Origin of the sequence: Methanococcoides sp. (assembly GCF_030594565.1) — an archaeon.
Taxonomy (GTDB): domain Archaea; phylum Halobacteriota; class Methanosarcinia; order Methanosarcinales; family Methanosarcinaceae; genus Methanococcoides; species Methanococcoides seepicolus.
The window spans coordinates 1-14,552 of sequence record NZ_JAUVEY010000039.1 but is presented as its reverse complement, the minus strand read 5'-3'; the positions used below and the strand labels follow the sequence as shown (position 1 = coordinate 14,552).

The following is a 14,552-nucleotide window of genomic DNA, read 5'->3' as shown; positions in this document are numbered from 1 at the left end:
CTGAAGATATCGACTATCTGTATTATCTCTGCACGATTGTTGGCATCGGCATTAACTTTAATGAGGGCCAGTTCTCTCTCAACGAACTCTTCTGAACTGAGGTCTATCACACGAATGACATCGATGAGCTTGTTAAGCTGTTTCATGACCTGTTCAAGCACGTGATCATCACCACTAACAATGATGGTCATCCTTGAGATCGTAGGGTCTTCAGTGATCCCTACTGCAAGGCTGTCAATATTGAAACCACGGCGTGAAAAGAGCCCGGAGACCCTTGCCAGTACTCCGTATTTGTTCTCTACCAGAACTGCAAGTGTGTGTCTCATTGTATGTCCTCCAGATCGAGTATTTCGTTTATTGCAGCACCTGCCGGGACCATAGGGGATACATTCTCCTCACGTTCGATGATGAAATCGATAAGTACCGGTCCATTGGCCTCAACCGCTTTTTCAATAGCAGCTTTCACTTCGGATGGCTTTGTTACGCGTATTCCCATTGCACCGTATGCTTCTGCCAGCTTGACGAAGTCAACACTGTTCTCAATGGTGGTGTGTGAATACCGGTGTTCGAAGAACAATGCCTGCCACTGTCTGACCATTCCAAGATAACCATTGTTGAAAATTGCAATGATTATGGGGATATTGTTCTGGACGATGGTTGCCATTTCCTGTGAGTTCATCTGGAACGAACCGTCACCGGAAACGTCGACGACGACCTTGTCAGGTCTGCCGAGCTTGGCACCGATGGCTGCCGGGAATCCATAGCCCATTGTTCCGAGTCCGCCTGAGGATATGAATGTACGAGGTTCCTTGTATTTGAAATACTGGGCAGCCCACATCTGGTGCTGTCCGACCTCAGTGACGATTATCGCATCAGGGCATACCTCGTTTATCTGTTCGAGGATGTACTGTGGCTTGATGACATCATCCCTGTTGACATAGAACAACGGGAAATCCCTCTTCCATGTAGCAATTTTGTCGAGCCAGTCTTTGGTATTGCATTCGGAAACATGGTCGATAAGTGATGCCAGGATGTGTTTTGCATCGCCTACGATCGGGACATCTACCTTTATGATCTTTGATATTTCCGCAGGGTCGATATCAATGTGGATAACCTTTGCATTCGGTGCGAAAGATGTTGCCTTTCCGATTACTCTGTCATCGAAACGTACGCCTACTGCTATGAGGACATCGCTTTCCTGGATCGCATAGTTAGCATATTTCGTGCCGTGCATTCCAGGCATTCCAAGATAAAGCTCATTGTCGTTCGGGAACCCACCGATGCCGGTAAGTGTCGTCGTAACAGGCGCCTTGATCTTCTCGGCAAATGCCAGCAATTCTTTGCTTGCTTCCGATCCTATCACACCGCCGCCTGCATAGATCACAGGTCTTTTTGAACTTTTAATGACAGACGCAGCTCTCTTTATCTGCTGTGCATTGCCTTTGAATGTTGGCTTATATCCACGCAGTTCGACCGTGTCAGGATATACAAAATCAAGCTCGTCTGTAGTAATATCCTTTGGAATGTCGACGAGTACTGGTCCTGGTCTGCCTGTGGAAGCAATATGGAATGCTTCCTTGATGATCCTTGGCAGGTCCTTTACGTCCTGTACGAGGTAATTGTGTTTTGTGATGGGCATCGTAATGCCCGTGATGTCAGCTTCCTGAAATGCATCATTGCCTAACATTGAACTTGGTACCTGTCCGGTGAAAGCTACCATTGGAACTGAATCCATGTATGCGTTCGCAATACCTGTGACAAGATTCGTTGCTCCTGGGCCTGATGTTGCGAGGCATACACCGACTTTACCTGTGGCTCTTGCGTATCCTTCGGCTGCATGGACTGCTGCCTGTTCGTGTCTGACGAGTAGATGGTGCAGGTGTGCATCATAAAGTTCATCATAGATAGGGAGCAGTACGCCACCTGGATATCCGAAAATGATCTCGACGTTTTCCCGATACAGGCACTCGACAAATGCTCTTGCGCCTGTCATTCTTTCTGCTTTTCCGGCCATGCTATCTTTTCCTTTTAGTTGATCGGTAAGTTAAGATCGATATATATTTGTCAATAGGTTGCTAACATATTATTCAATAGCTACCATCAATACTGACTATCAAACTATATATCGACATCTTTCAATTATTAATCATAAATTACTTGTTCTTAATCCTGTATAAGCTGGTTGATACCGTTTATAACTGCTTCTACAGATGCCATTATTATGTCTGTTCGTGCGCCCCGTGAGGTGACCATTTTCCCATCTTTCGAAAGTTTTACCAGTACTTCCACAAGTGCATCTGTACCGCCGGTGATGGCATCGACATGATATTCCTCAAGCTGGATGTCAGCAACACCGGAGACAGCTTTGCGAATCCCTTCAAAGGCCGCATCCACAGGTCCGTCACCGGTAGCTGCTTCAACGATCTCTTTTCCATCGACTGTCAGCCTTACAGAAGCGGTTGGAGTTGCTCTGTTCCCGGATACGACAGTAAAATCCTCTAATTTGACCTTTGATTCGCGGTAAATGTCAAGCACAGTTTCTGCGATTGTCTGGAGGTCTGCATCCGTAACACGCTTTCCGTGGTCGCCTAATTCCTTCACACGTGAGACGATCTCATTGAGCTGTGAATCATCCACATCCAGTCCCTGCTCTTTCAGTGCAAGTGTGACGGAACTCTTCCCTGCATGTTTTCCAAGCACTATCTGCCTTTCACGTCCGATACTCTCCGGGGTTATCGGTTCATAGGTGGAAGTATCCGCGAGCAATCCGTGAACGTGGATACCTGCTTCATGGGTAAATGCATTTCCGCCTACAAGTGATTTATTCGGTGCAACGGCGAGGCCTGTAAGACGACTGACAAGCCTTGAGACCTTGTAAAGTTCATTGGTCTTTATGCAAGTATCGCGCTTATAGAGCCATTCAAGGACCATGACAACCTCTTCAAGGGCTGCGTTCCCTGCTCTTTCTCCTATACCGTTTACTGTCATATGTGCTTCTCTTGCACCGGCATTGAGCGCTGCTACTGTATTCGATACTGCAAGACCGAAGTCGTTGTGGCAGTGAACAGCCACTGGTACGTCAATGGATGATGATAGCTCTTTAAATATCTCGGTTGTTCTTTCAGGCACAAGCAATCCCACAGTATCACAGAAACACACTCTGTCAGCACCTACTTCCACACCGGCCTTGTACAGGTCCTTCAAGAAGTCTAAGTCTGCTCTTGAAGCATCCTCTCCGCTAAGCTCCACTATAAGGCCATGGTCCTTTGCATATTCCACGGCACTTAATGCCATTTCCTTCAATGCTGCCCTGTCTTTTTTCAGCTTCACACTGATATGTAGGTCAGATACCGGTGCTACAAGGTGAATTGAATCCACATCACATTCTAATGCGAAATCCACGTCTTGCTGCATAATACGGCAATAGCTGCAGATCTCTGCGTCTAACCCTTCTGCTGATACGGCACGAATGGCCTCACGCTCCCCTTCGGAAGTGATAGCTGAGCCTGCTTCGATAATGTCCACTCCCAGCTCATCAAGCTTACGTGCTATCCAGACCTTCTCTTCTGTTTTCAGTGCGACACCAGGTGTCTGTTCACCGTCTCTCAATGTTGTGTCCAAAAACCGGATATTTTCAAATAATGCAATCCCTCAGTTTATTTTTTTGTTTTTCAGTTTTAATGATCTATCCTTTCTCATCAGCGATCTGTATATTTATCACTAATAATAAAGATATTATTTATATACGCATGCCGCTGACTATGACAGCCAAAATAATACTCCTATTGGTTTTAGTCTTTTTGGTGAGGTGTGATCTGCATATGCCCTATAGTCGCCTGTATGTCGTTTAATATTTGAGAATTCGATGATATATTTGCGTACATCAATTCCAAATAAATCCAAAACAAATTATTTTAAAAAAAGGGAAAATGAGTATTCTGATCTGTTTATCAGAAATACTTGTCGATGTTCTGAACAGCCTTTGCGATGAGATCGGCACAGAACCTTAGATCTTCAAGGGATAAGACCTCCACAGGTGAGTGGATGTATCTTGTAGGTACACTAATTGTGCTTGACGGGATACCTTCTCTTGTGAGATGTATTGCGGTCGCATCGGTCGTTCCGCCGCCACCTACATTGAGCTGGTAGGGTATTTCATTCTCTTCAGCGGTCTCTTTTAGCCATTTTACCACTGTCCTGTCTGCAATAAGTCCTCTGCCGGAAGCATCAACGACTGTGATAACGGCACCTTTTCCCATTTCAAGTGCAGAATCGTTCTTGCTTATTCCAGGGTGGTCTCCTGGGAATGTGACATCTACTGCAATGGCGACATCCGGGTTAAGCCCGAATGCGGATGTGCGTGCACCTTTGAGCCCAACCTCTTCCTGAACCGTCCCAACGGCATGTATGGTTGCATTTACTTTTGTTTCGGATATCTGCCTCATGGCATCGATGAGCATTGTGACTCCCGCCCTGTTATCGAATGCTTTACATGTGACCAGGCCGTTGGCGAGGGATACAAAATCCCTGTCCATGGATATGGCGGTTCCTACGTCCACTCCCATTTTCATGGCATCTTCTTTGTCCTTTGCTCCGATGTCAATGAACATGTCCTCAGCCTTGACCGGTTTTTTTCTGTCCTCCTCTTTCATAACATGCGGGGGCTTTGAACCGATAACGCCTGTGATCTGACCATTGCTTCCGTGGACTACGACTCTCTGGCTGTGGAGGGTCTGGTCGAACCAGCCACCTATCTTCACAAAGTGCAGGAAGCCATTGTCATCAATGTATTGTACCATCAGGCCGATCTCGTCCATGTGTGCTGCCAGCATGACCGTGGGTCCATCACCTTTTTTCGTGGCGATGAGATTTCCCATCTTGTCCGTTCTGGTCTCATCCACGTATGGTCTGATCTCGTCTTCCATTATCTGTTTGACGTTATTCTCATACCCTGATATTCCATGTGCATTAGATAATTTTTCAAGTAGCTTCTCAAGTTCCATAGCTGATCGCTGCTAGATTGGTCTTTGAGAATATAAAGGTTTGAGTAGGATCGATGATAGTGTAGAATTAGGGAATGTATTCTGGGGTTGTGTTAATTAAAGCAAAAAAGGGAATGAGAGAAGAGTAAGGTTACTCTCCTTTGCGGCGCCGAAGGAAGAATGCTAGGCCAATGATCGTTGCTACTGGGAGAGCGATTATTGGGAATTCTGGGACTTCGTTCGTTCTTGAAGCAGCGTCAATTACTGCTCCTAGTCCTTGTGGGCCAGCCTTGATCTGGATTGTATAAACGGTGTCCATCGGTGTACTTGCATTTTTGGTAATGGTTATATTACCGACATCAACGAATGGGTCAGATGTTGGTGTCACATTATGTGGATATGTAATCTCGATATCGGTAGGGCTGCCTGAGCCGGATCTCACAGACACATCGTATTCGTAGACATGGGGTTCATTTAGGTCAGCGATACCCTCCATGTGGTAACTCACTACTAATGATTCACCTGGCTGGATAATGACTATAGGTGGCAAACTTGCCGTGCCGGTTTCATCCCATAGGTCAGCCCCATAAGCCATTGAAGTGCCACTTGTGGCTATAATTGCTACCATTAGCTATAGTAATATTTTCCCTTTCATCATTCTACCCCCTCGTTTTAACGATTTATAATTAATATTTTGTATAGGATTAGATTTAAACATTGTGAATAAATACTGGAAGTCATCATGGTGATAATGATGAGGGGGTATTTATTTAGATAACTTCCAGTACTGGTGTGAATGCATTTCAAAAATAAATTTTAAAATTATTATGTATGTGTCAAAAAAGGTAAAATGTTGACCTGGTTCCTGTCAACACCATCGTTTGTCACAATCAATTGCGTTTAATAATAAAATCATAGTGGAAGTTCTCATCATCCGGTGCTATCAGGCACTCAATTCCAGTCAATGTTTCTTCCGCTTTCACAACAAACAATGTTGGTCCATTTGATGGATTTGGTTAAATATCATATCAAATTACGGTTCAGTAAGGTCAACGGTGGTATTCGTATCTGGTGTATCATGGACAATTTCCCAGTTACCTGCTCCGTCCATTGCTTGGGTGCGGAAATAATAATCATTTCCATTAACTCCCGTGAATGTTGCGGAAGTTTCATTTGATTCGGATAACCATGTCTGCCAGTTTTCTCCATCAATACTATATTCTACAAGATAGTACTCAATACCGCTTCCAATATCTGTACCATTCCATTCGACTTCAAAATCAGTTGTATTTACGCTTATTGGCAATGGGACCATTTCTGATCGTGGGGGGTTGAGTTCGAGAAGTCCGTTCTCTGAGTAAGGTGAAAGTTCCGAGATTGGAAGTATTGTCACTTCGTCCCATATTATTTCTACAGGATGGACATCGTTATTACTCCTCTGGATCGCTCTTAATGTTATGAGATTGTTTCCTTCGTTCAATATTACTGGTAAATGAACGTGTTGCCAATTATAATCTCCACCGACCGCAGTCTCCCAAACTAATATATTGTTGACAAGTATCTGTTTGAATTGTGTCTGATTAATTTCGACAATTCTAGGTTTGTATGTGTCTTTCACAAACAGTGACAATACAAAAGTTCCCTTTTTATCCGATCTGAAATTCTGGGACATCTCATAATATTGGCCACTGTAGAATGGCAATTTTCCTTCGTATGGAAGCTTGAATACAAATGCTTGGGAATCAAATATTCCTTCTCCTTTAACATATGACCCACTGAAGTTCTTATCGTTGGTCTTAAAGCTCCAACTGGTGTTTTGCTCCATGTCATAGTTCTCAAGCACATGGAGAATATCTGATGATCCTTTTTCTTCCTCTTCTGCCAGTTCCTGCAAGTATTCGATCGGATATTCATGTGTTATCTGCAGATTTACAGAGCTATATGGATTGAGTGATACTTTTTCCTTGAAAAGTGCATATTCAAGTTTCGATCGTCCCATTCGCATCTGTTCGGGATGGTATGTCAGGTCCTTTTCCCATTTTTCTTCATCAGATAATGTAACGTCCAACGTTTGAAGAACTTCGCCATCAAGCTGCATTTGAAGTATGTAGTTCACATCCTGCTTCTCATAGTTCTCGATACCCACGGTAACTGTAATGGGTTCTTCGAGGAATGCGTTTGTGGGGTAGTTCTCAGCCATTCCTTCAGGTCCAAGTATGTACAGTGCTGTGAACTGTTCCTCTTCCTGTGTGGTCTTTGCGTAGACGAGCATCCCTGCTGCTATGATAATGGATACCACAAGGGCGATAATTAGCGCTTTCTCGATCTCAGGTGGGATGCGGTCCTTTTCAGGAACATTTTCATCATCTGATCTGATGGACTCTATGAATCCGTGAACTGAAAATGTGAATTGGTCTTCTTCCAGATGCCTTCTTCTGGCAGGATATGCAAGTACGGCAAAAATGACCGTTATTATAAGTAATGATATTGATATGGAGTTTGGTCTGAATAACCACTGTGTCAGGCTTAATGCAAAGCCATTAAAGACCGTTATGGCTATACTGAATCCAATACTCAATGTAATACGTTCGATGTTGCTGATGTCTCTTTTTGGGAACATCATGGCGATAAATGCATAACCTGGTATGAAAAATATCAGAGGCAGGGCAAAGACTATCCGCAATGGAGTTTCGTTCAGTGGTGGAATAAGGATAAAAATCACTGCAAGTATTGCCAAGGCGATAGATGCTATTAGATCTTGTTTATATACACACTTATCAGACTTGAACATCTATAAGAAGTACGTTTTTAAAAGATATAACTTTTTCTTAAATTATTTTCCAGTAGCAAGAGTAAAATATGGCCCTTAATAGGGTAAAGGTCTTCTATGGTTATTTTTAAGATATTGTTAGAAACCTTTTAAAGCATGAATTACAATTATAATATAGACTACTATAATCTACTAGTGGGGAGTGCTCATTAACAATCAAGTAAAGATTATCTTCCTTTTTGTTCTATTTTCAATCCCTGTTCCTGCGATAGTTTTCTTGATCTTTGGGGATATTGCTGGTGGTATCTCCTTATTAGTGTTCTTATTTTTAAGTTATATTCTCTACCGTTATAGTGGAAAGATCCTTCTTAGATGGTATCGTGCAGAAAAAGTGGCTTCCTTGGAGAATATTTCTAAAAAAGCAGAAATATCACCTCCTGATATGTATCTGTTTGATCATCCTTTACCTTTGATTTTCACGGTAGGTACAGGTGGGAGATACGCTGTTGCGTTGTCCAGTGAGGCAATGGATATGTTTGATAAATCTGAGCTTGAGATCCTGTTTGCACATGAGATTGGTCATATAAAGAATGGTGACGTCCAATTAAATACCATTGTTGCTCTTTTCGCAGGCTCTTTTGCAGCTGTATCCACACTTGCATTGTGGGGGGCACTGTTTATGGGTTTTGGGCAGAATTATGACCCTGCACCCCGATTCATTCGTTTCTTTTCAATGGGGTTGGTAGCTCCACCTGCAGCATTGGTTGCACAGTTGTTAGTTGCGTGCTCAAGGGAACATGTGGCTGACGAAACTGCTGTAGAACTTACTGGAAACTCTCAGATGCTGGTTGAGTCCTTGGAACGATTGAAACATCAGGTCGATCTGAATCAAGTAGGTGTAAATCCTGGACACGCTCACATGTTTCCTCTCAATGTATTACATGTTACAGAGTTGTATGATATCCATTTATTACTGTTCAATACCCATCCTTCTTTGGAAAGTAGATCTAATCGATTGAAGGAAGCATCAAAAAAGATATAATGGAGGCTATTACGTATGGACCTGTTGAATAAATGGAAGTTGTCACTGCTCTTCAGCTTTGTATCATACTCAATTGTGCTTTTTGGGATCATCATTTTGGATGTGTTCTGGATACGGGATTTTGACTTCCAGGAGGTGTCAATGATCACAGGTATTTATATGGCATTTATTATTTTAGTCATGATCATTGAGTTCATAGTATTCAAGATCAAGCTAGATCCTAGAGGAGAATAAGCTTAGAATCATCGTATCATTTTTCAAATTTATTAGGTACAGACTTGATCTTATGGGGGATGCAATTAGATTATTTGACATCCATCTACTCCGATGATCTGTCCACTTACATAGTCGCCAAGTTCTGAACTCAAAAATAAAATCACTTTTGCAACATCTTCTGGCTTTCCACTCCTACCAAGAGCTATGTCAGAGATTATTTTTTCTTTGATTTCCTCTTTAACATCTTTGGTCAGGTCAGTTTCAATAAATCCTGGTGCAATTGCATTAACTGTTATTCCATATCTGCCAAGCTCCTTTGCTGCAGACTTTGTAAATCCAATGACTCCTGCTTTGCTTGTTGAATATGCTGTTTGTCCAGCATTTCCATTCAATCCTATTATAGATGATACATTAATTATTCTTCCGGATTTTTGCTTCCTCATAATGTTTGAGGCGTATCGACTACACAAAAAAGTCCCTTTTAAATTAACGTCAATAATATTATCGAATAACTCAGTGCTTGTCATCATCAAATAATTATTTTTCATTATTCCAGCATTATTTACAAGTATGTCGATCTTGAAGTATTGTTTTTTAATAGATTCAAACATGTCTTTGACTTCATTTTCAACAGAAACATCTGCTTTTATCATGGTAGCATGAAGTCCTTTCTCATTAATGATGTCTACAAGTTCGGCTGCTTTATCTTCACTTTTGTGATAGTTAATGATCACTTGTGCATGATTCTCTGCTGCTAGTAGTGCCGTAGCTCTTCCGATCCCGCGGCTTGCTCCTGTAATCAGTACTACTTTATCTTTGAGCATTTTCACATTCCACTTTTTAAGCAGTTCAAAGTTCGAATCATAAAGATCTGGTACCGCTTGGCATAAATGCAATATCATTTGTCAAGATAGCATATAGCTGGTGGGGACACACTATAATTGGCTGCACTTCTTACCCTGTCGATGTGTTTTTTTGCTTTATCTATTGCTTCTTCTGACAGTTCGGTGTTCTCTTCTATCATTTCAATGGGCAGGGCATATTCCTGTGAGTATAATAGCTGATCCATAATTTGAATTGGCATACGCCAGTAAAAATCTTCATCAGATGTATAGTGGCTCCATGTATCTGGGCTTGGAGGTCTTTCTATTATCTCTCTATCCACACCAAGTAGATCTGCTAATGCATATACTTGAGTTTTATAACAATCTGCCAGAGGTTCGATATCCACCCCACCATCGCCATATTTTACGAACTGTCCCAGGATAAGTTCTGTTTTATTAGTTGTACCGCATACAATATAATTATTTTTTTCAGCGTATAGATATTGGATCAACATTCTCGATCTCTGTTTCACATTCTGGATCCCTATAAGTTCGAGATAGTCCTTTGCTTTCAACCTGTTCTCTGCAATTATTTCACCATCTTTTACCAGTCTTATGGATGGGATGTTTAACATATCATTGTTTAAGAGAGCAGGTAGGACCAGTGAGGTCTTATGGATATCCGGATCATATTCAGGACAGGTTTTCTTTATGATCCTATCCTTCTCACCATATATGTCAAGTGACTGCAATATTGGGGTGATTGGGACTTTTTCATAGGAAACATTCAATGATTCACAAAGTCTTGCTCCAAGTTCCGTGCTGATAGTGGCTGATTCTTCTTCAGGAAGTAGTAATCCATAAACATTCTCATTGCCCAAAGCCTGAACAGCTAGTGTGAGTATGACTGCAGAATCGATTCCACCTGAAACTCCTACAACAACTCCTTTTTTCTTAAAATCCTGAACTTTTCTTTTAATAAAAGTTCTGATCTTAAAGGTGTTCTTTTCTGTATCTTTGTTCAGTTCATCAATTATTATCATAATGTTCACCCTGAAAATGATTACTACTTTGAGCAGTTGCTTAGTTTAGAATATTAGTGGATCTCATTTGGAACTCTGGCTCACTCGAGTTCCATATTGAGTTTCTTTGCAGCCACTTCCATCAGTGGCTTTGACAATTCTTTATGCAATTTTTCCAATCCTTCTTCCTGTGTCATATCCCCGCTTCTAACAAGTCCTGCTATGTCGAAAGCATATGGGTGGATCTGATATTTTTTGATATGATTATGGCAGGCAAATGAATTCAAAAGGCAGTTTGTTGAATTGCTGTCACTGATTTTCGGAGATATCCATCCGAGGTCTGCCAGAGTCTTTAGTATATCATCTTCATTGTAATCCCACAGGCACAATGGGTGTAACATGATTGGAGTGGTGTTTTTGTCTATGCTTTTTATGATCTCATTCTTTATAAGGAAAATTTCATCCTTGTCCTCTACACCGAAATTTTGAAGTTGCTTCTCAAAAATATTTCGGGACCATTTTATGAAATTGACCTGAAGGTCAATTATGGGATTTGGGGCCTGTCCGGATGTGAATGCAAAAATAATAAATGGTGTTTTATGAATAATTGCCTGTTCGATCAGTTTCTGCTTGATGATGCTAATACAAGTATTGCAGATATCACTGGCTCGATATCTGGCGAATTTTGAATATGCGTTGGTAGACTCAGCTGCTTTTCGAAATGTATCACAAAGTCTCTTTTCTTCCATTGTCAGTTTAAAATAGTCGCATCCCACTATCTCACACATCTTTTTTGCATTGGCAATAGCAGTGTCTGAAATGAAGGCATTATCAAACTGAACTGCAAGGATATTCAGGAATGGGTACTCCTTTTTCAGTTTATAAAGTGCATATGAAGAGTCTTTTCCGCCGGAAAGTGCAAAAATAGCATCATATTCTCCTTTTCCGCTGTGTTCTGTAAACAGGTCTTCTATAATTCCTAAATATTTCTTCTTTTCTTCCGAAGACAGGGGTGTGTAGCTCTCACAGAACTGGCAAAGGCCACTCTCCTCGTTTATTGTTATGCCAGGAATGTCTGAATCTAAAATACATTTTTTACATATTAGCTTTGACATTTTGATACCCCTCTATTATAGACCTGTTAGATATTTTTCCACTTTTGCTTAGTGGCAAGTTCTCGATAAGAATAATTTCCAGTGGACACAGGAAACCGGGCAGGTTCTTCCTACAAAATGTATGCAGTGTTTCAATTTCTGTATTTTGATTTGGAATTACCATCAGACTGATAGCATTTCCCAAGTACTCATGATTCACTGGGACGACGAACACATCCGAAACTTCATTTTGTTTGCCAATATATTTTTCTACTTCTCTTGGATTTACACGATGATCGGCAACTTTTATCAGATCGTCCTTACGGCCTAACAATTTAAAGTAACCATTTGGTAACTTCTGTGCCAGATCTCCGGTATACATCCAACCATCTATGATCTTTTTACTGGTAGCTTCCTCATCGTTAAGGTAACCTATCAGTATATTTTTACCTCTGGCAATTAATTCTCCTGTAACTCCAGAAGCAACTGGTTTTTTACTATCATCAACAACGTCAAGTTCAACTCCTGGAATTGGTTTGCCTATTGTATCAGGGTATTTTTCCAGGTCTGCTGATGGAAGATAGGAAAGTCTTGCTGTTGCTTCTGTTTGTCCATACATAGGGATTATTTCGATCCTGTCATTCAATTGCTTGATCTTTTCTATAATCTCTTCTTCCATGGCGCCGCCTGCAGAAGCAGCAAGTCTGACGTTCTTGAATGATCTCTGGAAGCTAGAAGGATATTTGAGAAGGATACGGTAGGTACTTGGAACTCCATAAAATATAGTTACTCCCGATTCTACAAGTTTAAAGGTTGATTCGAGGAAAGTAAGACCACCGATTTTGATGGAACCGCCTGCGATCAACTGAGAATTAATTATAGAATTTCCAAAAGCATGGTGTGGAGATATCACTTGTGCAGCTTTGTCCTTCGGTGTTATGTTAAGTACCTCTATTATGGAATTTGCATTTGCTATTAGATTTTCATCACTTAGCATGACACCTTTTGGAGTTCCTGTCGTCCCGGATGTGTACATTACGAGCCTTAATAGCTCATTATTGTTTTCACTAATGATCTTTTTACGTAAATTCTTCACAGAAGAATCATTTGGAATATAGATCACAGTGGTGAATCCTTCAAAGAAAGCATTTCCAAATCTCGAATATTGCTGTTCTGTGACAATAATATTATTTATCTGGTTGCTATTAAGTATCTCTCTAATGTTGGATTCCGTCAGTTCCACCGGGAGAGGTACGGCGATGTTATCCGATCGATAAACTGCCATTAGGGCCTGAATATATTCTATACCTGATTCGGCAAGGAGTGCAAATTTACAATTATCAAAATCATTTATTTCTGATGCTATAGTGTTTATAGTTTCATCAAGAAGGCCATAAGGGATAGATTTGTCTTTCTCTTCCAGAGCAATATTTTCGGGACTTGTTTTTGCATGGTTTGCAATATATTCATCAATTCTCATGGTCTCACTTTGTCAATTTTTGGATAATATTTACAATTCCATTGATTGAATCAAAATTTTCAGGAGTTAATAGGTCTTCAGGAATCTCTATGGAATATTTTTCAGAAATAAAATCTATTAATTCGATCAATCCAATAGAATCGATAATCCCTTTCATTGTTAAAGAATCATCATCATTTAATTTTGTACCACTGTCCATAAATGATTTGTTTTGCAAGTATGCCATCATAACTTCTTTAATTTCTCCCATGCGTGTCACACCATCCAATTTATTAGTTATTTAAAGAGCATAATAATGCAGCATTGATTCAACAAAACTATGTCCCAGAAGTATAAGGAATACTTTCTGCTTCATAGCTGTTTGACCCAATTCCCCATAAACAAAATAACTTTAATCGTATATAATATGTTGTTATTTTGGCTCTGTAGAAATCCTCGATATTCGGACACTAATCCAATTTGAAAAGATTATAGGATGTGTTGCATGATGTTGGAATATAATTCCAATTCCAGTCTATATATGTTGATTTTGATAGGTTTTCTACAGAGCCTAAAACTGAATTGTAGAAAATATGTTTGAAAAGGAGGATTTCCAGATCCCAATATTCACTATAATTAGGAAGAATAGCAGGAAGTCAACAACTAAAGAGCATGAAGAATGCCTATTTTTCACCTTTACTGTAAAGAATTAATTATATATCTTGGCTCATTAACCACCAAGATTATCTCTTATCAATAAGATGGGTCAGATAAATTCCAACGATTTTGATATTATAACCAGAGGTATAACGTGTCATTTGATAATTTAAATTTAATATACCCGCTTCAGCGGGCATTAACCGAAGAAGGATATACAACACCTACTCCGATACAGGAACTATCCATCCCCCATCTGTTGGATGGTAGGGACATGATCGGTATCGCTCAGACAGGTACAGGCAAGACAGCTGCATTCATATTACCGATTCTCCAGAATATGTCTGCATCCCACAAGACAGTGAAGCCAAGAAGTCCGCGAGTGCTTGTGCTTGCGCCCACAAGGGAACTTGCAGCACAGATAGGGGATAGTTTTGCCACGTATGGCAAATACACCCGTTACAAGCATACAGTTGTATTCGGAGG

The 14,552-nt window shown here is 40.8% G+C and carries 14 protein-coding genes; 3 read left to right on the top strand and 11 right to left on the bottom strand.

What is annotated here, in order from left to right; translation table 11 throughout:
• The 6 genes from ilvN to QAS77_RS05015 all read right to left on the bottom strand — a co-directional run.
• A partial coding sequence (ilvN, locus tag QAS77_RS05040; RefSeq protein ID WP_305064340.1) for an acetolactate synthase small subunit occupies nt 1-326 on the bottom strand: 326 nt, incomplete at its 3' end.
• The gene (locus QAS77_RS05035) at nt 323-2,014 is read right to left on the bottom strand and encodes an acetolactate synthase large subunit (RefSeq protein WP_305064339.1); all 1,692 of its coding nucleotides are present in this window, start codon (nt 2,012-2,014) and stop codon (nt 323-325) included. The genes QAS77_RS05035 and ilvN, both read right to left, overlap by 4 nt.
• Nucleotides 2,015-2,163: 149 nt before the next feature.
• Nucleotides 2,164-3,648 carry a (R)-citramalate synthase gene (locus QAS77_RS05030; protein WP_305064341.1) on the bottom strand — a complete coding sequence of 495 codons (1,485 nt, stop codon included), beginning with the start codon at nt 3,646-3,648 and terminating at the stop codon, nt 2,164-2,166.
• 302 nt (nt 3,649-3,950) lie between these two features.
• Nucleotides 3,951-5,003 carry a M42 family metallopeptidase gene (locus QAS77_RS05025; protein WP_305064338.1) on the bottom strand — a complete coding sequence of 351 codons (1,053 nt, stop codon included), beginning with the start codon at nt 5,001-5,003 and terminating at the stop codon, nt 3,951-3,953.
• A gap of 130 nt (nt 5,004-5,133) precedes the next feature.
• Nucleotides 5,134-5,610, bottom strand: coding sequence for a PEF-CTERM sorting domain-containing protein (locus QAS77_RS05020; RefSeq protein WP_305064337.1), 477 nt, complete (start codon nt 5,608-5,610; stop codon nt 5,134-5,136).
• A 405-nt stretch (nt 5,611-6,015) separates the two neighbouring features.
• On the bottom strand, nt 6,016-7,719 hold the full coding sequence (locus QAS77_RS05015) for a DUF1616 domain-containing protein (RefSeq protein ID WP_305064336.1): 1,704 nt from the start codon (nt 7,717-7,719) through the stop codon (nt 6,016-6,018).
• Between the two features lie 235 nt (nt 7,720-7,954).
• Between QAS77_RS05015 and QAS77_RS05010 the strand changes: the two genes are divergently transcribed.
• On the top strand, nt 7,955-8,794 hold the full coding sequence (locus QAS77_RS05010; RefSeq protein ID WP_250868202.1) for a M48 family metalloprotease: 840 nt from the start codon (nt 7,955-7,957) through the stop codon (nt 8,792-8,794).
• Between the two features lie 15 nt (nt 8,795-8,809).
• On the top strand, nt 8,810-9,028 hold the full coding sequence (locus QAS77_RS05005; protein WP_250868201.1) for a hypothetical protein: 219 nt from the start codon (nt 8,810-8,812) through the stop codon (nt 9,026-9,028).
• Between the two features lie 65 nt (nt 9,029-9,093).
• Here QAS77_RS05005 and QAS77_RS05000 read toward each other — a convergent pair whose 3' ends face one another.
• The 5 genes from QAS77_RS05000 to QAS77_RS04980 form a co-directional block, all read right to left on the bottom strand.
• Nucleotides 9,094-9,834: a 3-oxoacyl-ACP reductase family protein gene (locus QAS77_RS05000; RefSeq protein ID WP_250868200.1), complete on the bottom strand. Its 741-nt coding sequence runs from the start codon at nt 9,832-9,834 to the stop codon at nt 9,094-9,096.
• Between the two features lie 74 nt (nt 9,835-9,908).
• On the bottom strand, nt 9,909-10,877 hold the full coding sequence (gene nadE / locus QAS77_RS04995; RefSeq protein WP_250868199.1) for an NAD(+) synthase: 969 nt from the start codon (nt 10,875-10,877) through the stop codon (nt 9,909-9,911).
• A gap of 80 nt (nt 10,878-10,957) precedes the next feature.
• Complete coding sequence (locus QAS77_RS04990; protein ID WP_250868198.1) at nt 10,958-11,971, bottom strand: hypothetical protein; 1,014 nt, start codon at nt 11,969-11,971, stop codon at nt 10,958-10,960.
• Nucleotides 11,952-13,430, bottom strand: coding sequence for a class I adenylate-forming enzyme family protein (locus QAS77_RS04985; protein WP_250868197.1), 1,479 nt, complete (start codon nt 13,428-13,430; stop codon nt 11,952-11,954). The genes QAS77_RS04990 and QAS77_RS04985 overlap by 20 nt, the downstream gene beginning before the upstream one ends.
• 4 nt (nt 13,431-13,434) lie before the next feature.
• Entirely contained in the window at nt 13,435-13,680 is a 246-nt protein-coding gene (locus tag QAS77_RS04980) for an acyl carrier protein (RefSeq protein WP_250868196.1), read from the bottom strand.
• 540 nt (nt 13,681-14,220) lie between these two features.
• Here QAS77_RS04980 and QAS77_RS04975 point away from each other — a divergent pair.
• Nucleotides 14,221-14,552, top strand: a 332-nt coding sequence (locus tag QAS77_RS04975) for a DEAD/DEAH box helicase (RefSeq protein ID WP_305064335.1), incomplete at its 3' end; no start/stop codon positions are given.